General features: G+C 33.0%; 17 protein-coding genes and 1 riboswitch. Of the genes, 15 read left to right on the top strand and 2 right to left on the bottom strand.

Going from position 1 to position 25,897, the window contains the following annotated elements:
- The first annotated feature begins 49 nt into the window (after window positions 1-49).
- From CLOCL_RS08840 to CLOCL_RS08790, 11 genes are all read left to right on the top strand, one after another.
- Entirely contained in the window at window positions 50-1,114 is a 1,065-nt protein-coding gene (locus CLOCL_RS08840; RefSeq protein ID WP_014255007.1) for a LacI family DNA-binding transcriptional regulator, read from the top strand.
- 311 nt (window positions 1,115-1,425) lie between these two features.
- Entirely contained in the window at window positions 1,426-2,451 is a 1,026-nt protein-coding gene (gene bglS / locus CLOCL_RS08835) for a beta-glucanase (protein WP_014255006.1), read from the top strand.
- 291 nt (window positions 2,452-2,742) lie between these two features.
- Window positions 2,743-4,407 (top strand): flagellar hook-length control protein FliK, encoded by a 1,665-nt coding sequence (gene fliK, locus CLOCL_RS08830; RefSeq protein WP_014255005.1) that lies wholly within the window; start codon window positions 2,743-2,745, stop codon window positions 4,405-4,407.
- Window positions 4,408-4,429: 22 nt separating this feature from the next.
- Window positions 4,430-4,726: an EscU/YscU/HrcU family type III secretion system export apparatus switch protein gene (locus CLOCL_RS08825; protein ID WP_014255004.1), complete on the top strand. Its 297-nt coding sequence runs from the start codon at window positions 4,430-4,432 to the stop codon at window positions 4,724-4,726.
- Window positions 4,711-5,094, top strand: a complete 384-nt coding sequence (locus CLOCL_RS08820) for a YraN family protein (RefSeq protein WP_014255003.1) — start codon at window positions 4,711-4,713, stop codon at window positions 5,092-5,094. The genes CLOCL_RS08825 and CLOCL_RS08820 overlap by 16 nt, the downstream gene beginning before the upstream one ends.
- A gap of 145 nt (window positions 5,095-5,239) precedes the next feature.
- Window positions 5,240-5,905, top strand: a complete 666-nt coding sequence (gene radC / locus CLOCL_RS08815) for a RadC family protein (protein ID WP_051411345.1) — start codon at window positions 5,240-5,242, stop codon at window positions 5,903-5,905.
- A gap of 410 nt (window positions 5,906-6,315) precedes the next feature.
- Window positions 6,316-8,706 carry a glycoside hydrolase family 9 protein gene (locus CLOCL_RS08810; protein ID WP_014255001.1) on the top strand — a complete coding sequence of 797 codons (2,391 nt, stop codon included), beginning with the start codon at window positions 6,316-6,318 and terminating at the stop codon, window positions 8,704-8,706.
- A gap of 329 nt (window positions 8,707-9,035) precedes the next feature.
- Entirely contained in the window at window positions 9,036-9,971 is a 936-nt protein-coding gene (locus tag CLOCL_RS08805) for a dipeptidase (protein ID WP_014255000.1), read from the top strand.
- 505 nt (window positions 9,972-10,476) lie between these two features.
- Window positions 10,477-11,664, top strand: a complete 1,188-nt coding sequence (locus CLOCL_RS08800; RefSeq protein WP_014254999.1) for a pyridoxal phosphate-dependent aminotransferase — start codon at window positions 10,477-10,479, stop codon at window positions 11,662-11,664.
- Window positions 11,665-11,951: 287 nt separating this feature from the next.
- Window positions 11,952-13,379, top strand: coding sequence for an adenylosuccinate lyase (purB, locus tag CLOCL_RS08795; RefSeq protein ID WP_014254998.1), 1,428 nt, complete (start codon window positions 11,952-11,954; stop codon window positions 13,377-13,379).
- Between the two features lie 480 nt (window positions 13,380-13,859).
- On the top strand, window positions 13,860-14,597 hold the full coding sequence (locus CLOCL_RS08790) for a GntR family transcriptional regulator (protein ID WP_014254997.1): 738 nt from the start codon (window positions 13,860-13,862) through the stop codon (window positions 14,595-14,597).
- A gap of 10 nt (window positions 14,598-14,607) precedes the next feature.
- On the opposite strand, the gene CLOCL_RS08785 is transcribed toward CLOCL_RS08790, so the two are convergent.
- Window positions 14,608-16,299: an outer membrane protein assembly factor BamB family protein gene (locus tag CLOCL_RS08785; protein WP_014254996.1), complete on the bottom strand. Its 1,692-nt coding sequence runs from the start codon at window positions 16,297-16,299 to the stop codon at window positions 14,608-14,610.
- A gap of 262 nt (window positions 16,300-16,561) precedes the next feature.
- Between CLOCL_RS08785 and CLOCL_RS08780 the strand changes: the two genes are divergently transcribed.
- From CLOCL_RS08780 to CLOCL_RS08770, 3 genes are all read left to right on the top strand, one after another.
- Complete coding sequence (locus CLOCL_RS08780) at window positions 16,562-17,251, top strand: 4'-phosphopantetheinyl transferase family protein (RefSeq protein WP_014254995.1); 690 nt, start codon at window positions 16,562-16,564, stop codon at window positions 17,249-17,251.
- A gap of 781 nt (window positions 17,252-18,032) precedes the next feature.
- Window positions 18,033-21,986 (top strand): cohesin domain-containing protein, encoded by a 3,954-nt coding sequence (locus tag CLOCL_RS08775; protein ID WP_014254994.1) that lies wholly within the window; start codon window positions 18,033-18,035, stop codon window positions 21,984-21,986.
- A 366-nt stretch (window positions 21,987-22,352) separates the two neighbouring features.
- Complete coding sequence (locus tag CLOCL_RS08770; RefSeq protein WP_014254993.1) at window positions 22,353-22,616, top strand: hypothetical protein; 264 nt, start codon at window positions 22,353-22,355, stop codon at window positions 22,614-22,616.
- 115 nt (window positions 22,617-22,731) lie between these two features.
- Here CLOCL_RS08770 and CLOCL_RS08765 read toward each other — a convergent pair whose 3' ends face one another.
- Window positions 22,732-23,715 carry a tyrosine recombinase XerC gene (locus tag CLOCL_RS08765; RefSeq protein ID WP_014254992.1) on the bottom strand — a complete coding sequence of 328 codons (984 nt, stop codon included), beginning with the start codon at window positions 23,713-23,715 and terminating at the stop codon, window positions 22,732-22,734.
- A 512-nt stretch (window positions 23,716-24,227) separates the two neighbouring features.
- Window positions 24,228-24,360: riboswitch (cyclic di-AMP (ydaO/yuaA leader) on the top strand.
- 191 nt (window positions 24,361-24,551) lie between these two features.
- On the opposite strand from CLOCL_RS08765, the gene dapB reads away from it, so the two are divergent.
- Window positions 24,552-25,424 (top strand): 4-hydroxy-tetrahydrodipicolinate reductase, encoded by an 873-nt coding sequence (gene dapB / locus CLOCL_RS08760; RefSeq protein WP_014254991.1) that lies wholly within the window; start codon window positions 24,552-24,554, stop codon window positions 25,422-25,424.
- The last annotated feature ends 473 nt before the right edge of the window (window positions 25,425-25,897 follow it).

Below are 25,897 nucleotides of genomic sequence, written 5' to 3'. Positions count from 1 at the left end.
AAAATATTTGAACATTAATGAAGTATAATGAAGTAAACGGGTGGTGAATATGAACAGCAAAGAAATAGCAAAAATAGTTGGAGTATCCAGAAGCACGGTTTCCCGTGTAATCAACAATTATCCCGATATACCTGAAGCAACAAGGGAAAAGGTTCTTAAAGCCATAAGAGAAAATAACTATTATCCCAATTCCTCTGCAAGAAGACTTGTCGGGATGAAAAGCTCGACACTGGGAGTTTTTGTTGTTGATATAAAAGATAATGAAAAGCCTCATCATGTTATTGAGAACAATGAGGATCTTTTATACGGCAATTCATATTTTTCCCCCTTTATAAACGCTTTTATCGACCAGGCAAACAAGGCTCAGTATTATGTTCTCGTTTCTACCGTTTACAGTTCCGATGAACTTTGGAAAATTAAAAGCTCCTTCTGCGAAAAAAGGATTGATGGTGGAGTTATTATTGGAAGCAAGGATAATGAATACGAAAAAATATTGGAAGTTATAGGAAAAGATTTTATTATAGCAGCTGTTGATATTAATGTAACTGAAGAAAACAAGGACAAGGCGATATATATAAATCTGAACAATTATAAAGGTGCTTTTGAAGCTACCAAATATCTCATTGATTTAGGTCATAGAGATATAGGAATAATTACGGGAGATATCACTAAACTTTCGGGAAGTGTAAGGTTTGAAAGTTTTAAGCAGGCTCTTTTAGAAAACGGTATACAGCTAAACGAGGATTATATTGCCTACGGAGATTTTACAGAATATAGCGGATATATAGGCATGAAAAAGATATTGAAATCCAGCAGGAGACCTACAGCTGTATTTGTCTGTAACGATACTATGGCGATTGGAGCATATAAGGCAATAGGAGAAATGGGGCTTAGTATTCCGGACGACATATCCGTTATAGGATTTGATAACTCGCAAATATCCCAGTACATGTATCCGCCGCTTACATCGGTTAATGTCTCATTGCCGGAAGCTGCAAAATTATCTGCCGACTTGCTTATAAAGTCCATTGAGAAAAAAGAGCTTGTTCCTGAAGTAAAGATAGTTGATACTACCATAGTAGAAAGAGCATCATGTAAAAGAATTGATAATTGATGCTTTTTTATAAATTCAAAATTTTATTAATGATACTTTTTAGAAAGTAACAAATAATTTTAGTTAACTTTGTTTACTTTATTTAGGTAAGTTATTGACAAAATTAAACAAGTAGTTTACAATATAACTAACACGTGTTAGTAAATTGTGTTTCCTTTTTACTCTTTTCATAGCAATCTACGAAAAACTGTTATAGTCACATATCAGTATTCATATACCAAGCTTCCAAAACAAAAATACCGAAATAACAAACAAAATTGAATATAAAATATGGCAATTAACACCTTATAATTTTTAAAGGGGGAATATTAATGTTATCAATGTATTTAAAAAAATTGTGTATAGCAATTCTGGTATCTTCACTGGCGATTGTTCATACACCTTTTAATGTGCCTGCCGCACAGGTGGTAAACACATATTTCGAAGCCAATTTTTCCAATTTTGACTCCAATTTATTCGAATCCGCCAACTGGCCAAACGGAAATCCGTTTAATTGTGTGTGGAGACCATCTCAGGTTTCATTCTCAAATGGCAGTATGTTCCTTACTCTTACAAGGGATGACACCGGCTCAGGTTATCCGTACAAGAGTGGTGAATACCGTACAAAGGCGTTTTTTGGATATGGATATTATGAAGTAAAAATGAAACCTGCCAAAAATGTTGGAATTGTATCGTCCTTTTTCACCTATACAGGACCTAGTGACAATAATCCGTGGGATGAAATTGATATAGAATTCCTGGGAAAAGACACAACTATGGTACAGTTTAACTGGTACAAAAATGGAGTGGGAGGTAATGAATATTACCACCGACTTGGTTTTGATGCTTCGCAGGATTTCCATACTTATGGATTTGAATGGAGACCCAACTATATAAGTTACTATGTTGATGGCGTCAAAGTTTATACAGGAACCAGAAATATACCTTCAACACCCGGTAAAATAATGATGAATTTATGGCCGGGAATAGGCGTTGACGAATGGCTTGGACGTTTTGACGGCAGAACTCCTATTACAGCTGAATATAAATACATAAGATATTATCCTGACGGTTTCCCCACGGCCACTCAAACACCTACAGCTACTCCAACACCGTATCAGCCACCAACACCTACTCCGCAATCTGTCGTTATAGGGGATTTAAACTATGATAATAGGGTTGATTCTATTGATTATGCTTACTTAAAAATGTACCTGTTGGGACAAATATATGATTTCCCGACTCCATACGATATGCAAGCTGCCGATTTGAACGGTGATGGAAAAATAGATTCCATAGATTATGCTTATTTGAAAATGTATCTTTTAGGTTTTATAAATAAATTTCCCGTACAATAAGAGCTGAATTTTAATGAGATATGATATAAAAAACAACAATGGATAAAGAAAAAGGAGATGTAGGCATTTATAAACTTATATAATACAGAAAAAATTATATTGAACGCACAATATTTCGATTGGGGTATTGTGCGTTTATTATTTTAGTTGAAAAAATAAGACAAAAATTGCGATATTTATATTTCTCAAGAAAATGTTAATGCTAAAAAAAACTATTGATTTAACCGATACTTAAAATAAGTTGTAAAAAAAATGCTGAATGGAATTTGATTTGCTAAAAGGAGTACAGAGATGAAAATAGAAAGCATATTTACCAATTTGGATATAAATACTTTGAATATGCCGGATATACTTGAAAAACTTTCTGCCGGCGATATAATAAGGGCCAAAGTACTTGATGCCAATGCCAACCAGCTAACGCTCAAGTTATTTGACGGTACTGTTTTTAATGCCAGGATTCTATCTTCTATAGAGGCGGAACAGGGGAGTATATTGGATTTTATCGTAAAAAGCAATTCCAACGGTCAGATTGTGCTGGAAACTTTGAAAGAAAATAATTATAATCCCAAAAGTACAAACGATGCAAATTTGGATTTAAAAAAGCAGTTGATGGAACTGGGTATAAAACCCGACAAAAATAATATTGAAATTGCAGAGGCAATAAAACAGAATGAAATTCCACTGGATAAAGATATTTTTAAAAAGATTTCAGATACAATAACAGCATTTAAGAACGTTACAGCTCAAAAAGTTGCGTTCCTCATTGCAAATAAAATTGAGCCTGAAAAGCAAAATATAGCCCTTCTAAATAAGATTGTGGATGAGAAGCAAAAAGTCGATGCAATGCTTAAAAGCACGTTTGAGGCATTAATAAACCTGAACGATGAAGATGTTTTAGAACATTTAAGTCAAATACTCAATGAAAATCCTTCGGATGAGACTTATACTTCGGAAAAAAACGTTCAGCAATTCAATTACAGTCAGGAAATGATTTCACGAAGTGTTACAGAATCGGTATTTTCCTCTTATGAACAGAAGAATGGTCAAATGCAGTTACAAGTTAAACAAAAAATGCAAGAGTTTGTAAATAGATTTATGGAAAGTTCTTTGCAACAAGGTACAAAGTTGCAAGAAGAGGAAAATATATTTGTTAATAAAGCTTTGCATTACTTAAAAGATAATTTGACCGGTTTGGAAGAAATGGATATTTATAAGCAAAAATCCTTAGAAAATATCATAAAAGATATATTTCGGCAAATAAAAGAAAATACAAAGGAAATTAAAACAGTTTCCGGTTTCGAAGTGTCGAAAGAGCAATCAATAAAGAATCAAGATAATTATAAACAGAAAATTTCAGAAGCCTTTGAAAAGCTTTATATTAAAGTCACCGAGAAAACTAGCGGAAATGACTTAAAAATAAATAGGGTTTATAAAGATATATACCATAAGCTCGAAGCAATAAAAAGTGTGATAGAACAGTCAGCTACTCTTCAGAAGAATGAGATATTGAATAAAATAGAAAATCTGCAAAGCAGCATAAAGTTTATTAACGATATAAACAATCAAAGTATATATATACAATTACCTTTAAATATACAAGGCAAGGACACAACCGGCGAGATCTATGTACTTAAAAGAAAATCCCGGGGTAAAAAAATAGATCCTCAAAATATGACTGTATTCGTATCACTTAATACACCTAATTTGGGACAAATTGATTCTTTAATTACCGTATATAAAAAAAATATAAGTTTGAATATCAGAGTCGAGGAACAGTCCATTATAAGCCTTATAAGAGAAAATCATATACAATTGTACAACAGCCTGTTGGATAAGGGATACAAACTTGTAGATATAAAATACAGATTGACAGAAGAAGTTAATCTTCTAAATGCAGAAAGCATGATGTTGAAAGAAATAGGTTCAAACAAACAATCGATAGATTATAAAATTTAAACTTCAAATAAGGTGATTAAAAATGCCGGAAAAGAAAAAAAAGATAAAACAGGTGGCAGCTTTAAAATATTCTCCGGAAGAAAACCGTGCACCGGAGATAATTGCCAAAGGAAGCGGCCAGGTAGCTGAAAAAATAATAGAGAAAGCCATAGAAAACGATGTACCCATATATCAAAATGATGAACTGGTAAGTGCACTTAATGAGTTCAGCATCGGAGATGAAATTCCTCCGGAGCTTTATGAAGTTGTTGCTGAGATTCTTGTATTTGTAAACAGTATTGATAAAAAATACGGGGACAGAAAATGGAAAACATACTGAATAATAAAAAAATGTTAGGAACAGAAGGAGAAAAAATTGCTGCGGAATTTCTTAAAAAGCAGAATTATTCTATACTGTTCTTGAATTTCAGGTATAAAAAATTAGGTGAAATTGATATAATTGCCCGGGAAAACAATTATTTATGTTTTATTGAAGTTAAGACCCGAAGCAATTTAGATTACGGTTTCCCAAGTGAATCGATAGATTACAGAAAGCAGGAGAATATTAAGAAACTGGCACAGGTTTTTATATCAAAGAACCGATTATACAATGAGTACATTCGTTTTGATGTTGTTGAAGTCTATATAAAAAAGGAAAAAGAGGCTTTGATTGTAGAAAAAATAAATCTGATTAAAAATGCCTTTTAATTTTCCGGTTAAGGCACTAATTTATTATTTTGTTAATAAAATACATCTCTATATTAATTCTTTTTATATTTGATTGACACTGGTTGAATTCCATACAGTTTGGAGGGGTTGAACAGTGCATGAAGGTCATAGAAAGAGGTTAAAAATGAGATTTTTGAAAGAAGGATTGGACAGTTTTGAACCCCATCAGGTTTTGGAACTGCTTCTTTTTTATTCAATCCCCAGAAAGGATACCAATGAATTGGCTCACAAGCTATTGGAGAGATACGGTTCATTATCGGGTGTATTTGATGCGGATATCAAAGATATTGTAAAAATCCCTGGCATAGGTGAAAACACTGCATTTCTTTTAAATCTCATCCCTCATTTGGCAAGAAGATACCACAATGATAAATGGGGCCCCAAGCCGGAACTTAACAGTTCGTCTAAGGCTGGGAATTATGCCATATCACTTTTTGCCGGAAGGAACTATGAAGCTTTTTTTATTATATGTCTCGATGCTCAAAACAGAGTAAACTATTCGGAACTGGTTCACGAAGGAACTATAAATGAAGCCCCGGTATATCCGAGACTTCTTGTGGAAGCTGCAATAAGGCATAAAGCCAATAGTGTCATTCTTGCCCATAATCATCCCGGAGGTACATTAAACCCTTCAAGAGCAGATATGGAAGCCACAAAAACCATATGCACAGCTCTAGAATCCATTTCCATTAAAGTTATAGATCATATAATAGTATGTGGAGACAAATATTACAGTTTTGCAGAGAATGGCAAGTTAGAACAATTAAAACTTCAAAATAAAAATGCATAAAATCATCCTGATAATTTGTAATTAAAGTAATTGTATCAACGTTAAAAATATAGTACTATTAATTTGAGAAAGTGTTTTTTATCCTATGCTATAAAAATGAGTGACAATTTTCGTAATTATATATATAGATAGATATATTATTTACAATTATAGTTATTGGGGGTGTTTAAACTTTTATAATACCAAAATCACTGAAATAAGTTATTTTCTTGCACCATTTTTACTTAGACAAGTTGGTTTGTGTTTTTTGATGTTTATTCTTAAAAACATCGGAAGTCACCTTGTCTAATTTTGCCATGTTTGCTTAAAATTTAATACACAAATTGGCAATTTTTATTGAAGGTGTAAGAGTAATTTATTTTCAGTATTTAAAACCTACCACATAAATTTTTATGAAAGGAAGGAAGAGGATGGGAAAGAGTAAGAGATTTTCAACGAAAGTAAAGTCTTTGGTTGCAAGTGCTGCAATAGCTGCATCAGCAATAATACCTGTAAGTATATCGCCTGCATATGCTGCTGATGTGGAAATAAACTATGCAAAAGCACTGCAGTATTCTCAATTTTTCTATGATGCAAACATGTGCGGACCTGGTGTTGAAGAAAATAACCTGTACGATTGGAGAGGAAATTGCCATGTTTATGATGCAAAACTTCCTCTTGACTCGGTCAACACCAACATGAGCGACAGCTTTATTGAAAAGTACAGACATGTACTTGATCCCGACGGGGATGGCACTGTAGATGTTTCGGGAGGTTTCCACGATGCCGGAGACCATGTTAAGTTCGGTATGCCGGAAGCTTATGCCGGTTCCACACTCGGATGGGGTTTTTATGAATTCAGGGAGGCCTACGAAGCTACAGGGCAGGATTCTCATATCAAAACAATTCTCAGATATTTTAACGACTATTTTATGAGATGTACATTCCTTGATGAATCGGGTAAACTTGTAGCTTTTTGCTACCAGGTAGGCGATGGTGATGTTGACCACGCTTATTGGAATGCGCCCGAAATTGATGAAATGTTCAGAAGAGGTTGGTTCGCCAATGAAGAACTGCCTTCAACCGACTGCGTTTCGGCAGCAGCTGCTTCTCTTGCAGTCAACTATATGAATTTTAAAGATGAAGACCCTGAATATGCAGCAAAAAGTCTTAAATATGCAAAAGCCCTGTTTGAATTTGCAGAAAAAACTCCAGAAAAGTCTTGTAATGCCGATGGTCCTAAAGGCTATTATACATCATTAAAGTGGCAGGATGATTATTGCTGGGCTGCAGCATGGCTATTCCTGGCAACAGAAGACTATCACTATTTGGAAGAAGTATGGAAATACTATGACTATTATGCACCTTCCTGCTGGACTCATTGCTGGAACGACGTTTGGGCAGGTACAGCGTGCATAATTGCTGAAATTGATGATAAGTACGATAAAAACAGTGACGAATTTGAAAATGCCTATAGAACAGCTACCAACAAGAGTCCTTACGAAGAAATAGATTTCTGGAGTCAGATAGCTAAGACTGTAGACAATTGGATGAATGGAGTTACCGTTACTATAACTCCGGGAGGATATGCATTCCTTAATCAATGGGGTTCAGCAAGATATAACACAGCTACACAGTTATTAGCTTTGGTATATGACAAGCATCATGGTGATAAGCCTTCAAAATACAGTGAGTGGGCAAAATCACAAATGGACTACATAATGGGTAAAAATCCGTTGAACCGTTGTTACATTGTAGGTTATAGCGAAAATTCCGTTAAATATCCTCATCACAGGGCAGCATCCGGATTGTCAAGATGTGAAGATCCAAATCCGCATAAATATGTTCTTTATGGTGCTTTAGTTGGAGGTCCCGATTCTCAAGACCAGCATATTGATGTGACATCCGATTATATTTATAATGAAGTGGCAATAGACTATAATGCTGCATTTGTTGGTGCATGTGCCGGTCTTTACAAATACTTTGGAGATGAAACAATGAAAGTTACTCCAAACTTCCCACCAAAGCAAGTTGTTGACAATCCTGATGATGATACAGGTGCAGGTAAATATTGGGTAGAAGCATTCTGTGTTGACATTGTTCAATCGGATGGACCGAAAGCTACTGAAGTTACACTTTATGTTTATTCCAATGCAAGAAAACCATCAAAGAATATCTCGGTAAGATACTATTTTGACGCAACAGGTATGACTTCCCTTGATCCAAATAAAATAGAATTAAGACAGTTATATGACCAGACAGCGGCTGAAACCAATTATGCTGCCGTATTGTCAGGACCTCATCATTACAAAGACAATATTTATTACGTTGAAGTAAAATGGCCTGATTTCCCGGTTGCCAATTCCAATAAAAAATACCAGTTTGCTATCGGAACCTATGCTTGGCAAAACTATTGGGATCCGTCCGATGACTGGAGTCACCAGGATCTGCCAGTCTTTAATGACAGCTGGAAAGGTGTACCCGCAAAAACAGATTATATCTGTGTTTACGATGACGGCGTACTTGTAGGAGGTATAGAGCCCGACGGAACTACTCCAACGGTTAATCCTCCACCAACACCAACACCTACTCCGGTAACAAAAGTAATTTTTGGTGATTTAAACGGCGATGAAACGGTAAACTCCATTGACTACGCTTATATGAAGAGTTATCTTTTGGGAATGATGAAAGAATTCCCGTCAGAAAACGGTTTAATAGCTGCAGACGTTAATGGAGACGGAGATATAAATTCCGTTGACTATGCACTTATGAAAATGTACCTGTTGGGTATGATTAAAGAATTTCCGGCAGCAAGCAAATAGTTTGATTATCTTGAGCGAAGTGCAAATCAATGCCTTCGCTCTTTTATTTTTATGTGATTGATGTTATGAAATACAAAATATTGGTTTAATGCATCTCATTTTCATATTTTGAATTCTATAGTCATAGATTATTACAGTAAACAATGGAAAGAATTTCACCAAGTTTCTTATATTCAATAATTTATGTAAATGATATGGATATGATATATTTATATGTAATACATTTAAAAGATTTGGAATTTATCAACACATAGACATTATTTATTATTTTTTATTCTGCCATTTATACTAAATTAAATGTTTTTATTCTGGTGAATAGGAGAGAGGACATGATAATTTTTGATGCCCATTGTGATACCATTACCAAAATAATGGAATTAAATTCCAATTTATACAGCAATAATTGCCACATAGATATATTAAGATTAAAAAAAGCAGGGAATTGTGTTCAAACTTTTGCAGCATTTATTGCCCCCATATATTCTCCTGCATATGCGATGAAACGAGCAATGCAAATTATTGATCGATTTTACAGTGAATTGGAAATATATAAGGACGATATAATGTTATGTTGTAATTATAACGATATAGAAACAGCTTTGTCACAGGGGAAAATTGCTGCCATGCTTTCTATTGAGGGTGGTGAAGCACTTCAGGGAGATCTGGGAGCATTGAGGAATTTTTATCGTCTTGGAGTAAGGAGTGTTTGTCTTACATGGAATTATAGAAACGAAATAGCCGACGGCGTGAAAGATGAAGAGACGGGAGGCGGACTGACACCCTTTGGAAGGCAGCTTGTTGCTGAAATGAACAGGCTGGGAATGCTGGTTGATTTGTCACACATTTCTCAAAGGGGATTTTGGGATGTAATGGCGACAACTTCTAAGCCAGTGATTGTGTCTCACTCCAATGCAAGAAAAATTTGTTCCCACCCAAGAAATTTATATGACGATCAAATTTTAGCAGTGGCAAAGAACGGTGGTGTAATAGGAATAAATTTTTATCCTGAATTCTTAAATGATGAGGGAAAAGCATTTGTAAAAGATATAATAAAACATATAGAGCATATAGTCTCTTTAGCAGGTCCCGATCATATAGGAATAGGTGCAGATTTTGACGGTATAGAAAAAACACCGGAAGATATAAAAGGAATTGAAAATATAAGTATAGTATTTGAAGAGATGGCAAAGTTAAACTACTCAGATGAAATAATTAGAAAATTTGCTTCAGAAAATTTTTTAAGGCTTGTCAAAGATATGGAATAAACAGCTTAAAGTCAAATAGGCAACCCATCTTAAAGCGTCTTCTAAAACAGGCAGGAGACGCTTTTTTTATGAAAACATAAACTATCTTTTAATTTTTAGTAAAAAACATAATATATTATTAATTACTATAAATTAACATTTTGAATTATCAAATATCATAACTTGCATTTTCCAAATCCTTCAAAGAATTTGTAATTCAAACTTTTTCTTAATTTACGTTCCATTATGAGCTTTTTTTCATAAACATTGAGCAATTTTAAAAAATTATTCATTGCCGTCATTAAAATAAATTTAATTGTAGCCGGGCTAAATTGTAACTTATTTTATATTTTATCGCAAGAAATTTGAAAACAAGCGTATACGATTTACTCTCTAAAATAAAGAAATGTAAAGGCAAAAAAGTTAAAACATTAAAATAATTTTGCATAAATCGATTCAATAACTTGCAAAAAAGCATATAATGTATTACAATGATGTACATAAAACATATTGTGGAGGGTTAAAAATGGAACTTTCAAAAAAAGCACAATCAATTAGTCCATCATCAACACTTGCTATAGATGCAAAAGCAAAAAAAATGAAAGCAGAAGGTATAGATATAATCGGTTTTGGAGCCGGTGAACCAGATTTTGATACTCCTGACCATATAAAAGATGCTGCTATAAAAGCAATAAATGACGGTTTTACTAAATACACTCCAGCTTCCGGTACATTGGAATTAAAAAAAGCTATTTGTGATAAATTCCTGAATGACAATAAACTTGAATACAAACCATCCAACATTGTTATAAGTAATGGTGCAAAACATTCATTGGTAAATGCTTTTCAAGCAATTTTAAATCCTGGAGATGAAGTAATTATACCGGCACCTTTTTGGGTAAGCTACCCTGAAATGGTAAAACTTGCAGACGGAGTGCCTGTAATATTGAACAGCACTGAGGAAGAAGGGTTTAAGTTAAGTATAGAAAAATTGGAGAAGGCTATAACTCCAAAAACAAGAGCAATAGTTATAAACAGTCCAAGTAATCCTACAGGAATGATATATTCCGAGGATGAGCTAAGAGCTATTGCTGATATTGCTGTTAGCAAGGGAATATTTGTTGTATCCGATGAAATTTATGAAAAGCTTATTTATGATGGTTACAAACATGTTAGCATTGCATCATTCAATGATAAGATAAAGGATTTGACTATAATAGTTAACGGAGTATCCAAAACCTATTCCATGACAGGATGGAGGATAGGTTACACAGCATCAAACGAAAAAATAGCTACTATCATGAGTAATGTTCAGAGCCATGCAACATCAAACCCCAATTCTATAGCACAGAAAGCAGCGCTGGCTGCATTGGAGGGCCCTCAAGACATTATTGACATTATGAAGGCTGAGTTTGTCAAGAGAAGAGATTATATGGTTGACAGAATTAACTCCATTAATGGATTGTCCTGTATAAAACCAAACGGTGCCTTTTATGTAATGATGAATATATCCAAATTCATAGGAACGGAAATTGATGGAGTTAAAATAAACGGTTCCGATGATTTCGCAGAGTTACTCCTTGAAAAAGCAAAAGTTGCATTGGTTCCGGGATCAGGATTTGGAACCGACATTCATGTGAGACTCTCTTATGCAACTTCTTTAGAAAATATAAAAGAAGGGTTAAATAGAATTGAAAAATTCTTAAATAAATAATATAATGAACAAAGGTCTAGTTAATGTTATTTTCAAATAACATTGACAGCTGTTTAAAATTTTAATTTTTACATAAAATTTTTAAGCAGCCTGTTGACTGGCCTAGACCATTCTCATATTTACAATTTTTTGGCGAGAATTTTTATTCTCGCAATTTTTTTGTGGATTTAACCGACAAAAGAAGGTATAATTAACTTTGACAAATAATTAACTTGGAAATTGAACAGGTTATCTTTTTATTACTAAACAATGCTTAGAAATATTTAATTTAATGGAGGTTGAGTAATTTGAAAAATACATATGAAAGTCCTTTGTGTTCCAGGTATGCCAGCAGTGAAATGCAGGAAATTTTTTCACCGGACATGAAATTTAAAACATGGAGAAGATTATGGATAGCTTTGGCTGAAGCAGAGAAGGAATTAGGCCTTAATATAACCGACGAACAGATTGAAGAATTGAAAAAATATAAAGATGATATAAATTATGAAGTAGCAGAAGCAAAGGAAAAGGAATTCAGGCATGATGTCATGGCACATATCCATGCCTATGGGGAACAGTGTCCCAATGCCAGAGGAATAATTCATTTAGGCGCAACATCGTGCTATGTTGGAGACAATACTGACATCATTATAATGCACGAAGGATTGAAAATAATTAGAAAGAAACTAATTGCCGTAATAGCTAAACTTTCGGAATTTGCCCTAAAATATAAAGACCTTCCTACTTTAGGATTTACACATTTTCAACCGGCTCAGCTGGTAACAGTAGGAAAGAGAGCTACACTGTGGATACAGGATCTTGTTATGGATCTTGAAGAAATGGATTTTGTACTGTCTAATATAAAACTTTTAGGTTCAAAAGGTACAACCGGAACTCAGGCCAGTTTCTTAAGCCTCTTTGACGGTGATGAGGAAAAGGTTAAGAAGCTTGACAAACTGATTGCACAAAAAATGGGATATGACAAAGTATTTGCTGTTTCCGGACAAACTTACACCAGAAAACTTGACAGCAGAATTTTAAATCTTCTTAGCAGCATTGCCCAAAGTGCATACAAATTCAGCAATGATTTGCGTCTGCTTCAAAGCATGAAAGAAGTGGAAGAGCCTTTTGAAAAAAATCAGATAGGTTCTTCTGCAATGGCATATAAAAGAAATCCAATGAGGTCTGAAAGAATTTCTTCCCTTGCCAGATATGTAATAGTGGACGCATTGAATCCTGCAATTACTGCTTCTACCCAATGGTTTGAAAGAAGTCTTGACGATTCTGCCAACAAGCGAATAAGTATACCGGAAGCATTCCTTGCAGTGGATGCCATTTTGAATATTTACATCAATATTTCCGACGGAATGGTTGTTTATCCTAAAGTTATTGAAAAGCATATACTTGAAGAACTTCCTTTCATGGCAACGGAAAATATCCTGATGGAAGCAGTAAAAAGAGGGGGAGACAGGCAGGAACTTCATGAGAGAATCAGAGTTCACTCTATGAACGCAGCGAAAAAAGTTAAAGAAGAAGGGCAAAAAAATGACCTCATTGAGCGTATTGCTGAAGATCCGGCATTTAACTTGAATATAGACGAAATTAGATCAGTACTTGAACCGAAGAACTATATCGGAAGAGCTCCTTCACAGGTGGAAGAGTTTATAAATGAAGTGGTAAAACCTATTTTGGAAAAAAATAAAGATATTGATGTAAAAGTTGAACTTAAAGTATAGCTGTAAATTAACTTAGAGTATGTTTATAAGTTAACTTGGAGTACCACTATAAGTTTGATTGAATTTAACTGAATCAATTATGTACAATTTTTAAGATTACAAAGCTCATTAAACGAGCTAATAGATAGTTTTTATTAAACTTTGTATATTTAAATTCAAATAAGGCAATTTAAAAATATAAATATAAATATAAATAAAAATTTTCGGTGAAGGATGAAGAAAGTTTCTTCATTCAATCACCGCTTTTTTATAATTTTTTTAGCAAAAGAGCATCAGGAATAATTGCAAATATTAAAATTCATTTTTAACATGGCATGGAATATAGAATACGACAAAATTATTTTTAATTAATAAAACATGTTGATTTGTTCGATATAATTGTAATATAGTAATATTATGAAGATGTAATGACATATTGTTATTATCAACACCTAAAGATATTTAAGCAATTTCAATAATGAATTTTGGGAGGATTTTTCAGTGATTAACAAGTATAGCAACATTCCTTTATATTCCCAGTTAAAGAACTTGATTATTGAAAAGATTGAAAATGGCGAATATCCCCCTGAAACTAAAATTCCATCAGAACAAGAATTATGCGAAATGTTCGGTATCAGCAGGCCTACTGTAAGGCAAGCTATAAGTGAACTTACCAACAGCGGATATCTCTATAAGGAAAAGGGAAAAGGTACTTTTGTTTCAAAACCGAAATCAGTAATTGACGTTAAAGTTTATACCGGTTTTTCCGATTCAATTTTAGACAATGATAACCCCGGTGAGAGAAACATTGTCTCAATAAATATTATTACCAATAAGGATTATAAAAAGCTATCGGACATATTTTCCATAAGCTATATGCAGACAATTGATTTTGCTCAGATAGCTTATATTACAAATATAGAAAACGAGGTATTTTCCTATAATATATCATATATACCTTTAACTCTTTTCCCTAATATAATTGAGGATTTAAAAAATAAGAAACAGTCCTTTGATATATTGCGAGGCAAATATCCATTAGTGCCTGCTAAAACAAAGAGTTCCCTTGAAGTTGTATATACTGAGCCTGATGAAGCTCAATATCTAAGAGTTCAGGCCGGTCAGCCCCTTATAAAAATTTCAAATATAATATATTCAAAAAGTGGGCAAGCGGTTGAATATGTTGTATCAAAGTACAGAGCGGATAAATGTGTACTAACCTTTGAAAATGTAAAATAGCATAAAGGTATTATTTTACCTTTATGCCAAAAATCTGTTGACCACGGGTGCCGACAACAATCATATCCTCATAAACTGCAGGAGAACCTTCAACATTTCCGCCTACGGGTATCTTATCAAGAATTTTACCTGTTTTTCCTTCTATAAGATACATATATCCGGCTGAATCGCAGAAAATAAGATACGACTTGCCGTCCTTGGTATAAATGTCAACCGGTGAACTCCAGCTGTAGTTGTTGAAATTTATAACCCACATTTCTTTTCCCGTTTCCTTGTCAAAAGCAATGAGCTTGCCCCCATTTTTGTTCCATGCCCTTGCAATATTGTATATAACAAGATTATCTATATCGTTTTTGCCTACAACAGGTGATGCAAGAACTCCGCCGTTTGTTTCTGAATTATAAGAACATTGATATTTATTTTCCCAGACAAGTTCACCATTTAAGGCATTAATTTTCCGAACATAACTATAGCCATTGGATTTCTGATGATCAACTTCACAGGCAGTATAAAGGTATACTTTTTTATCGTCAGAAACTTCTAGAGCAACTGTACTGTCTGTGTCATCGTTAACAAACCTTACCCATCTGGGAGTAAAAGTGTTTAGATCAACACAGTGCAAATATCCCGTATTGTCTACAAAGTAAGCTAAGTTTTTGTAAATGGCTATGGAATTCTCCATACCGGGTCTCTTCAATGAAGGTGAAGTATACCTGTACTTAAGAATCTCAGGATTAATTGAAATTAATCCTGCATCGGCATCAAAACTTGTATTCAATTTGACGGAGTACAGTATTCCATTTTCTCCGCATTCATACATGGTATCGTTTTTGGCATCAATAAGGGGAGTTGAATCAAAGGCACCCCAATATCTGTAGGCATCTCTGTCAAGACCGTTTATAAAAAGGAGTAATTTCTGGTCAATTAAGCTAAATATTCTAAACCCAATCTTTCCCGTTACATCTCCGTTTTTTTCAACACCTTGTCCGCAATATAAAAGAGGCAAACCTCTTGGGTCAACAGTTACACTCCCTTTAATGGGGAAGCCTATATTAATGGGATTTCGGGTATATTTACCGTCTTCCAGGTCAAGAAAATATATTTTTCCGTCAAGGGTACCGTAAATTACTTCCTTAAGGTTGTTTTTGCTCTTTTTATTATCAAAAATATTCATTTTTGTACGTATATTATCATCCCATTTAACAATAGCAGGCTGACCGTTCCAACCAACCCCTGTCCATGTATCTATGTATCCTATCTTGACACTCCATACTTTTTCAAGTTTTTCTTCCTTTACATCAACAGTACCGTAGCTGGCAGAATTTCTATAATTATTTCCCCTAAAAGTTGTAACACCTTCAATACTGTTATATTCTTCGGGTTCGGGGAAATTAACATTGTCATTAACACTTATTGGTGTCTTATCCTTTAAAACTTCCCATTTAAATTCATTGTAAGAAGGCTGAAGTTCAGTCGGAATAATTATTGATTCTTCCTTAAGCTTGCCATCATCTAAATCTTCTTCAATATTGTCTTCAATATTAAGATCTATAATGTTACTGCTGTTGGAGGTGGGTTTTGCTGTATTAGGATCATTTGAATTATTCCGCTGAGTAATGTATTTATTAAGAAAAATAAACCCTGGAATGATTAATATCAAAATTATTATGTTGGTAATAAGCAATGCTTTAAAGAAATTCATATTTTTCATCCTTTGCTACTTATTTATATTAACAGTAAAGTGTATTGCTTTATTTTTGCTTTATTAGTATAGTGCTCAAAAAACATATCATTTAATATATTAATTGAAAATAGATAAAAATAAAATATGTTTTACTAAAAATATTATAGGTAATGGTTATTGACAAATATTTCTTGATAGTATAGAATGTTACCGCGTATTATGCTTAATTTTATTTCAAACTGTATAAAAAATTATATTTAGCATAATGAGGGATATTAGTTTGAAAATATATGCCGTTAAAATATACCCAATTGATGAACAGCTTTTTGCACAACTTCTTTTATGTATTTCGGATGACGAACAGGAGAGAATTAAAAAATTTAAAAAGTATGATGACGCACTGAGAGGTCTTACATCTAAAGTACTTTTGAGGTATATTGTTTCACATTTGCTTGAAATACAAAACAATAGCATCTGTTTTGGCAAAAATGAATACGGGAAACCCTACCTTATGGGAGTAAATGATTTTCATTTTAACTTGTCTCATTCAGGAGATTGGGTAGTTTGTGCTGTAGATAGTTTACCTATTGGAATTGATGTTGAAAGGATTCATGATGTTGATTTGAACCTGTCCAAGAGATTTTTTGCTAAAGAGGAACATAACTATCTGGAATCTTTGGACGGTTACAAAAGAATGGAAGCTTTTTTTGAATTGTGGACTTTAAAAGAAAGCTATATAAAGGCAGATGGCCGTGGTTTGGCAATACCTTTAAATTCATTTTCTTTTTCTTTTGATGAAGGCAATATACAATTTAAAGCTTCAGACAGTTCTGAAAAATATTATTTTAAGCAATACGACATAGATCCTTCATATAAACTGTCTGTTTGTGCTAGAAATACAGATTTTCCCGAGGTTATAACATTTTTGGCCTTTGATGAGCTGGCAAGCCTTGCAAAGAAATATTTGTGAAAGGTCAATAATCTATAATTCAGATTACATAATATGTATACTCTTTCTTTTGAATAAGTATTATTTTAAGAAAACAAAGGATTATATAATTGTTGAAAGAAATTTGAAATTATAATATAATTTAAGTGAGAAATTATGTTTTTTAAAAATTTTATGTTTAGGAGGAGTTTTTGCTTATAAGACTTGACCAGATAATTTTAAACATAAAGTGATAGAACGTAATTAGGTATAATTAAGTAATCATACTTATCTATGGGCTTATATACAGTATCTCCTATTATAACATTCATTTAATATTTGTTCTCATCTATAAATATCGAATACAAACTACTCTATGGAGAATTTTTAAAAATTCTGTTGTAACACAAAAAATCAGTTTCCTTTTTCGAATAATTATATTAATAGACGTTTTATTGAAAATTTTATTCCACTGTTTGATTTATTGCCTGATAGTTGCTCTTTCGAATCACACATGGGTACAATCTATAGAAGGAGGTGCTAATTGTTAATAGGTACCTAACAATTTAAGAAGAGCGACTTAAAATATTTGAAAATATTCAAAGGACCAATTTGATTATATTTATTCTAACTGGAAATATTTTTAGGTCAACATATGATTTTATTTTGCTTTACTGTTAAATGAAAATATAATCTGTTGGCAATTTGTCTATGCAATATTTCAATGACCTCATCTATATGCAAACTCTTCACCAGATTTATTTATTTTTTGATATTAAAATCGATATAAATTTAATCCTTTGAAGGGGGATGTTATATAATTATGAGGATTAGAAAGTTTTTATCTGTTTTCTTTGTGATTGCGTTACTTATTAGCAGCACTCTGTTTCCGAGCATTGTCTTTGCGGATACTCAGAATTCAAGTATAGAGCTCCGGCTTGACAAGACGAATGCAGAAATAGGAGATATTATTACTGCTACTGTTTACATTAATAACATAAGAAATTTTGCCGGATATCAGGTGAATCTGAAATATGACCCTGAAGTACTGCAGCCTGTTACAAAAGCAGGTAAACCGTACACTAACTCTACAAATCCTGAAAGCGGTACACTGCTTAACAACAGTGAATTTGGTGCTTTTGCTCAAGCTTTAAACAACATCGAAGAAGGTATACTGAATTTCGGCAAGGTATATACAAGGCTTGAAGACTATAGATCAAGTGCTGAAGCCGAGTCAAGCGGTTCAGTTGCTGTTATTAATTTTAAAGTTATTTCTGACAAACCTACTTCAATAGTTTTCGAAGATACATATAGAATGCCCGGTGCCGTTACAGGTACAATGATTTTCGACTGGAACGGAAATAGAATATCTTCCGGCTATAGTGTTGTTCAAGCGGGATTAATCAACTCTGACAATCAGAATCCGGTAACTGAAAGTAATATATCGTTAACATACGACAAAACTACTGCAAAAGTAGGCGAAACCGTTAAGGTTTATTTAAGTGTAAATAACATTTTCGGTTTGTCAGGTTATCAGGTAAATCTTAAATACGATCCGGATGTATTGCAGCCGGTTACATCATCAGGTAAACCTTACAGCAGTAGTACAAACTTGTCCGGTGGAGATTTGATTAAGAATTCGGATTATTCTCCGTTTTATCAGGCAAGTCATAATCTTGAAGAAGGAATTTTAAATTTTGCTGCTTCATATTTAAATCTTCCGGAATATAGGGCGAGTAACAATGCCGAAACAACAGGTACTCTTGGAGTTATAGAGTTCAGAGTACTTGATGCCAAGGCAACTGCAGTATCCTTTGAAGATTCAAAATACATGCCCAATTCCTATAGCGGAACCTTATTATTTGATTGGAACGCAGAAAAAATATCAGGTTATAAAATAAACCAGGCAGGCATTTTAAATTCAGAAGAACAGCCAATTTTAAACGGCAACGTTTATATGGAGCTAGACAATACAGAAGTTGAAGTAGGGGATATAATCAATGCTTCAATTAAAGTTGACAATATTGCCGATTTGGCCGGATATCAAATCAATCTGTCCTATGACCCTACAGTTCTCAAGCCTGTAACTATTGACGGTAAAGATTATAAAAACACAACTTTACCATTAAAAGGGGATATTATTGTAAATAATGATTATAGCCCATATTTTATAGCTTCTCACAACTTGTCTGCAGGAACATTGAATTTCACCGGATCCTATTTGGATCTTGAAGCTTACAGAAATTCGGGCAATGCAGAAACAAAAGGAACGTTAGCGACAATTTCCTTTAAGGTACTTAAAGCTCAATCGACTTCAATATTGTTTGAAAATTCTTCTTCCATGCCAAACGGTATATCCGGTACAATGTTATTTGATTGGTATGGCAATAGAATCTTAAGCGGTTATAATGTTAACCAGGCACCTGTTATCAATGTAGCCGATCCAACCGGCAGCCAAAAAGGAAAAATATTACTTGAGTTGGATAAAACAGAGGCATCGTTTGGAGATATTATAACTGCAACTCTCAGAGCTGATGGAATTGACAATTTGGCAGGTTTTCAGGTGAACATAAAATACGATCCTAAGGTTCTTCAACCGGTAAACCCTGCTACAAGAGAACCTTATAATTCCAACACAAATCCTGAGGAAGGAGATATAATTGTAAATTCTGAATTTGAACCGGTTTCTTTTGCATTGCATGATCTGAAATCAGGAATTTTAAATTTCTCCAGATCTTATACAAATCTTGAAGCTTATAGAGCTTCAGAGAGTGAAAAATCCGGTATATTGGCAAAAATAAGCTTTAAAGTAACTCTTAGTGAAACTCTTACCTATATCAGGCTCGAAAATACGGGTACTATGCCAAATGCCATTGACGGTACCATGCTGTTTGATTGGTACGGTAATAGGATTAACAGTGGTTATGAGGTAATTCAGCCAGAGGCAATAAATAAAGATAATTCATATAAAGCCATAAGCATATCAATAGACAAAAACAATCCTTCTGTTGGAGATATAATAAATGCAAGTATACTAATACTCAACATTGATAAGTTGGCAGGATATCAGTTCAATATTAAATATGATCCTGAAGTTTTGCAGCCTGTTGACTCTAACGGAGTACCTTACACCAATGAAACAATTCCTGCAGCTGGAGGATTAATTAATAATGAGGATTTCGGAATTTTTGCAGTTGCATCCCATAACCTGGAAAAAGGTATACTGAATTTTTCAAAATTGTATACAGATTTGGAAGGATACAAGAAATCCGGAAAACCTGAAACTTTGGGTATAGTAGCAACTATATCTTTTAAAGTCTTATCTAAAAAAATTACATCGATAATGTTTGAAAATACAAATACAATGCCAAATGCAATAGATGGCACAATCTTATTCGACTGGAATGGAGAAAGGATAAAGTCCGGATATCAAGTAATTGGTTCACCTTATATTAATGCCGGTTCTACCAGTGACTGCGTTAAAACATTTTCACCTTCACCAACTTATACATCCACACCAAAACCTGAAAATACTCCTATAATTACACCGGTTCCGACAGATGGTCAAGTAATTGAAGACAGCTTTATTACAATTGACTTTGACAAAACCTGTGCAAAGGTGAATGATACAATTACTGCAACTATTATGGTTGAAAATATCGATAATTTGGCAGGATACCAGGTTAATTTAAAGTATGATCCCAATATGCTGCAGCCTGTTACTTCAAGCAATACTCCATATACAAACAGCAGCATACCTTCAAAAGGAACATTGATTTCAAATGCTAATTTCGGTCCTATTTCAGCTGCATCACACAAGCTGTCTGAAGGAATACTCAATTTTGGCAGATTGTATACCAATCTGGCAGATTACAGAGCATCTCAGGCACCTGAAAAGACAGGCTCATTGGCTGTTGTGACTTTTAAAGTCCTGAAAGCAGGGGACACATCAATAGCTTTTGAAAATACCGCATCTATGCCCAATGCTATTGATGGTACAATACTGTTTGATTGGTACGGAAACAAAATCAAATCAGGATACAAAGTGTTGCAACCTGCAGAAATTTGTATAGAATCAATAGATCCCGTTGCATCACCTACAATTATTTGTACATCACCAACACCTACACCTGTAGTTACATCTACAACACAACCTACTGCAACACCAACAAATGTTTGTACATCACCAACGCCTACACCTGTAGTTACGTCTACAACACAACCTACTGCAACACCTACACCTGTAGTTACACCTACTGCAACATCTACAAATCCAGCTTTGTCCCGCTACATTACAATTGAATTTGATAAGACCAGTGCAAAAGTAGGAGAGATAATTAAAGCTATAATTAAGGTTAATGAAATAAAAAATCTTTCAGGCTACCAGATTAATTTGAAATATGACCCTGATGTTTTGCAACCGGTTAAACCTTCAGGGGCTTCATATACAAATGGTACAATACCTTCGAGTGGTACATTAATTTCCAACGAAGAATTCTATCCTTTAAATGCAGTATCGCATGATCTATCAAAAGGAATACTGAATTTCGGTAAGTTTTATATATTGCTGGATGATTATAAAAATTCGGGTACAATTGAAGATACAGGTACAATAGCTGTAATAGAATTTAAAGTACTTAAAGAAATAGAAACTTATGTTAAATTTGAAAATTCATCTTCAATGCCTAATGGTATAAACGGAACAATGCTTTTTGATACCGATGGCAATAGAATCACTTCCGGGTATACAGTAATTCAACCTGAAAAAATAAACTAAGTTCTTTGTACCCTGTAAAAAGGTTTACGGGGTACAAACCTTATTTTAAAAAGGAGTAAACTTCATAAAATAGATTTAAGAAACTTTCTGCCCTCTACAGGTTTCGTAATAAGTTTATACTTTATTTACGAAATCGTGTATATTAATTTATTGAATGCTCAATTCCAAAACCATAATTGTGCGTTCAATAGAGCAGGAAGTTTTTTATATTATGAAATAATTACAAAGTAAATATATTATGAAAACTTATATTTAGCATTCGACAAAATATGACAAAAAATATAATAGAAAACATGGCTTTTTTTAAAGCGATACAGAGTAAATCTTTTTAGTCCTTGTGTTTTAGTATTTTTGGAGGTGGTCACTGTGACTGCATTGGAACTTAGTGAGTATTTATTAAAAGTAAGTGATTATATAGAATATTCTTTTTTTAAAAATTCTTCAGAAATAATGAAAGCAATTATGGAAAACGGTTTCTCTAAAGTATGTGAAATTTTAACTCTAATGGAACTTGAAAAGGGAATTTATGAGTGTAAGACTTCATGGACTATTGATGAAGGTATTAAATTCTTGAAAGATGTGGTTATTGACTTAACCGGCGAAATGATATTTATTACTGAATTTATATAAAAATATTAGAGCATTAACCGTACAAAGACTTTAAATGCAATAATAAACACTAATCCCAAATAAGATGTCTATCTTCCGATAACTTAAATAAATGATATACTTATTGCATTTCATTTTAATCTTTCTTGGATTTGGTAAAAGTGGATAGAGGATTTTTCTCAACTGCATCCTTTAGCTGACCATTGTCTAGGTGGGTATAAATTTCAGTAGTTGAAATACTTTCATGGCCCAAAAGTTCCTGCAATGTTCTAATGTCAACTTTACCATATCTATACATTAAAGTTGCAGCAGTATGTCTTAGTTTATGAGTGGAATAGCGTTGAGGATCTAGTCCGGCTTGCTTTATATATTTCTTTACAATTTTCTGAACCGATTCCTTGCTGATTCGCTGTTTCCTGCTGCTTAAGAAAAGGGCATTTTTATCCTTTACACCATTTTTAGGTCTAACCTTCATGTAGGCTTCTATAGCTTCTATACATGCGTTATTCAGGGGAATACTACGCTCTTTATTTCCTTTACCAATTACTGTCAAATTATTGTTTTTAATATTATTGATATTAATTCCTACCAATTCGGACAGTCGCAAACCACAGTTCAAAAATAAAGTTAATATTGCATAATCTCGTTCGGAGTATGTTCCAGCATCAACTGCCGATAACAATTGTTTACTTTCTTCAATATTTAAATACCTGGGAAGGCGTTTGAGAATTTTTGGAGATTCAAGCTCACTTGCAGGATTATTATCTATAAGTTTAGCTTTATTGTGAAGATAATTGAAAAAAGATTTTAAGCTGGCAACCTTTCTTGCACGGGCATATGCAGTATTGTCACGGCTATTGCTGACATAGGACATAAAAGCATATAAATCACTTAATGTGACGGTTTTTATCAATTCAATATCAATATCGCTTATATCGATATTGTCAAATTCTGATTTTTCATCAACTAAATTCCGATGAATTTTTAAAAATCGGAAAAAAACCCTCAAATCATAAAAATAGACTTTAACAGTATTAATTGATTTTCCTTTTATGGTTTGAAGATAATTTAAAAAATCTCTTAAAATTAACGGCATTTCATAATCGGACATACTTTTCATATATTTGACAACCTCGACATAATATTAATAATAGTAACAGAATTATTTCATCAATAATATAATACAACTAAAAGACCGTATTTACAAGTTATATTAATGATATTGCAATTTGAAAATTTAATAAGCAATTTCAGCTGCAAAAACATGTTTCCGGTTTTCAACAATATAATAAAGATAGATATGATAAATTATATCAATCTATTATTTCCTATAATATTGACGTATAAATTTAATTTTGATATAGTATAAAGAAATAGGGAAAGTATAAAAGGAATTTATTACTGTTATTTAAGCATTTATTACAATACCTGTCAGTGTATATAATATCATATTTGATAAATAAAGTTTTGTAAAGAACTTTAAGCTAATAGTTGAAATAAGCCGGTATTTACAAAATAATATTTTGATAATGAGTGATAAAAACAGTTTAGAGAACGTATATATAACTATAAGCTGATTTTATATTTTTAAATAAATTAAATTAAAATAAAATATGTATATAAATTTAATAACAAAGATATACGCTGAATCCATAAATGTGGAGCGGGAGAACCATTTTTGGGGTGAATCCGAGCAAAGCTTGGTAGGGTTAGCTTTCGACCCGAATCCGTCAGCTAATCTCGCAAGCGTTGAAAGAGAAGGTTATTAAGTTATGCTATTTATGCCTTTTGATTTTGACGCTACAGTGTTATATCTGTAGCGTTTTTTGATGTCTGATATTGTTGTTGTTCCTGATTTGACCTACTGATTTGGATGTTTAATATTATGTTCCAGAATTGACTTATAGCTTTATCTAGTTTTATTCGCCAATAAATTTATGAAATGGAGGGATTTGGATGATTAGAGTATGTATATCCGGACTAGGGAAAACAGGTAGAGAAGTAGCAAAATTTTTAATGGAACAGGAAGATGTAAAAATTGTATCGGCCATTTGCAGTCCAGGCAGCGATAAAAAAGGTAAAGATCTCGGAGAGATTATTGGCATGGAAAATACAGGAATTATAGTTGAAAGTTCCGACAATATTGAACAGGTAGTTTTCAAAACAAAACCGGATGTTGTTGTTGATTTTTCAAGCCCAGAAGCAGCAGCCAAAAATGCAAAGATCTTTTCAAAGCTAAAAGTAAATATTGTAATAGGAACAACAGGATTTTCAGATTTTTCAATAAAAAGAATGTTTTTACTTACCAATAAATATAGAAATGGCATAGTCTATGCACCAAACATAACTTTGGGAGTTAATGTACTTATGTTGCTTACCAATCTGGCAGCTAATATATTAAACAACTATGATTTTCAAATTACAGAAATTCATCATAAAAACAAAAAAGATTCACCCTCTGGAACAGCTAAAAAAATAGCAATAGAAATTGAAAAAGGACTAATGAATTCCGGTAATATGGATACAGATAAAGATATTCGAATCCCTATAACAGCAATAAGGGCTGGTGGAGTTGTAGGAAAGCACCAGGTAATGATTATAGGAGAAGATGACAAAATTGAAATATCCCATGAATCTTTTTCAAGAAAAGCTTTTGCACTTGGTGCACTTCGAGCTGTAAGATTTATAAAAGGAAAAACCGGATATTATGAAATGAAGGATGTATTGGATTTGAAAAAAGTATTGTCGGATTATATTAAAGAAGAAAATAAAACAACCAGAAAACGATACAAGTATGTTTTAGATAAAAATGAAATCCGAGCTCTATAAAAATTAAAAAATTTTAATTGTTTTAGTAAAAGATCCTTTATAAAAAACTGCAAGTAATAAAAAGTAATTATAGTTTTTATATAAAGGATCTTTTTATATGCTTTTTAAAATATATAATTCATAACTGTGAACTAATATTTTAAATTAATATTTAATATAAAGTTATAAAACAATTATTATTTTATCTAATGGATTTTATCATGGTATTAATTATAATAATTTCAATATTGTTAGATTATTCAAAGTTCTAAGGCTTTTAAAAAACTATATTATTTTTCACTACTCTCAATTACACGAAATTTTTATTTCGCGTAATTATGTGTATTGTTTTTTTATTATCCTTTTTTTAATCTATGTTATAATCAATTATCTTTTAAACGGATCGGTTTCAATTTCTTACAATAATACATTAACCCAAATTATATATTTATAAAAAAATGTTACACACGGTTTTTTGCCGTGTGTAACCAAAA

It is taken from the genome of Acetivibrio clariflavus DSM 19732 (genome assembly GCF_000237085.1).
Lineage (GTDB): Bacteria > Bacillota > Clostridia > Acetivibrionales > Acetivibrionaceae > Acetivibrio > Acetivibrio clariflavus.
The sequence above is the reverse complement of the archived record's forward strand: the minus strand, read 5'-3'. Positions and strand labels throughout refer to the sequence as shown.

Coding starts and splice junctions, on each gene's coding strand:
- bglS (WP_014255006.1), top strand. CDS start 1,426: ATGTTATCAATGTATTTAAAAAAATTGTGTATAGCAATTCTGGTATCT.
- radC (WP_051411345.1), top strand. CDS start 5,240: ATGAGATTTTTGAAAGAAGGATTGGACAGTTTTGAACCCCATCAGGTT.
- CLOCL_RS08765 (WP_014254992.1), bottom strand. CDS start 23,715: ATGAAAAGTATGTCCGATTATGAAATGCCGTTAATTTTAAGAGATTTT.
- CLOCL_RS08825 (WP_014255004.1), top strand. CDS start 4,430: ATGCCGGAAAAGAAAAAAAAGATAAAACAGGTGGCAGCTTTAAAATAT.
- CLOCL_RS08800 (WP_014254999.1), top strand. CDS start 10,477: ATGGAACTTTCAAAAAAAGCACAATCAATTAGTCCATCATCAACACTT.
- fliK (WP_014255005.1), top strand. CDS start 2,743: ATGAAAATAGAAAGCATATTTACCAATTTGGATATAAATACTTTGAAT.
- CLOCL_RS08810 (WP_014255001.1), top strand. CDS start 6,316: ATGGGAAAGAGTAAGAGATTTTCAACGAAAGTAAAGTCTTTGGTTGCA.
- CLOCL_RS08805 (WP_014255000.1), top strand. CDS start 9,036: ATGATAATTTTTGATGCCCATTGTGATACCATTACCAAAATAATGGAA.
- CLOCL_RS08775 (WP_014254994.1), top strand. CDS start 18,033: ATGAGGATTAGAAAGTTTTTATCTGTTTTCTTTGTGATTGCGTTACTT.
- CLOCL_RS08840 (WP_014255007.1), top strand. CDS start 50: ATGAACAGCAAAGAAATAGCAAAAATAGTTGGAGTATCCAGAAGCACG.
- CLOCL_RS08820 (WP_014255003.1), top strand. CDS start 4,711: ATGGAAAACATACTGAATAATAAAAAAATGTTAGGAACAGAAGGAGAA.
- dapB (WP_014254991.1), top strand. CDS start 24,552: ATGATTAGAGTATGTATATCCGGACTAGGGAAAACAGGTAGAGAAGTA.
- CLOCL_RS08785 (WP_014254996.1), bottom strand. CDS start 16,299: ATGAATTTCTTTAAAGCATTGCTTATTACCAACATAATAATTTTGATA.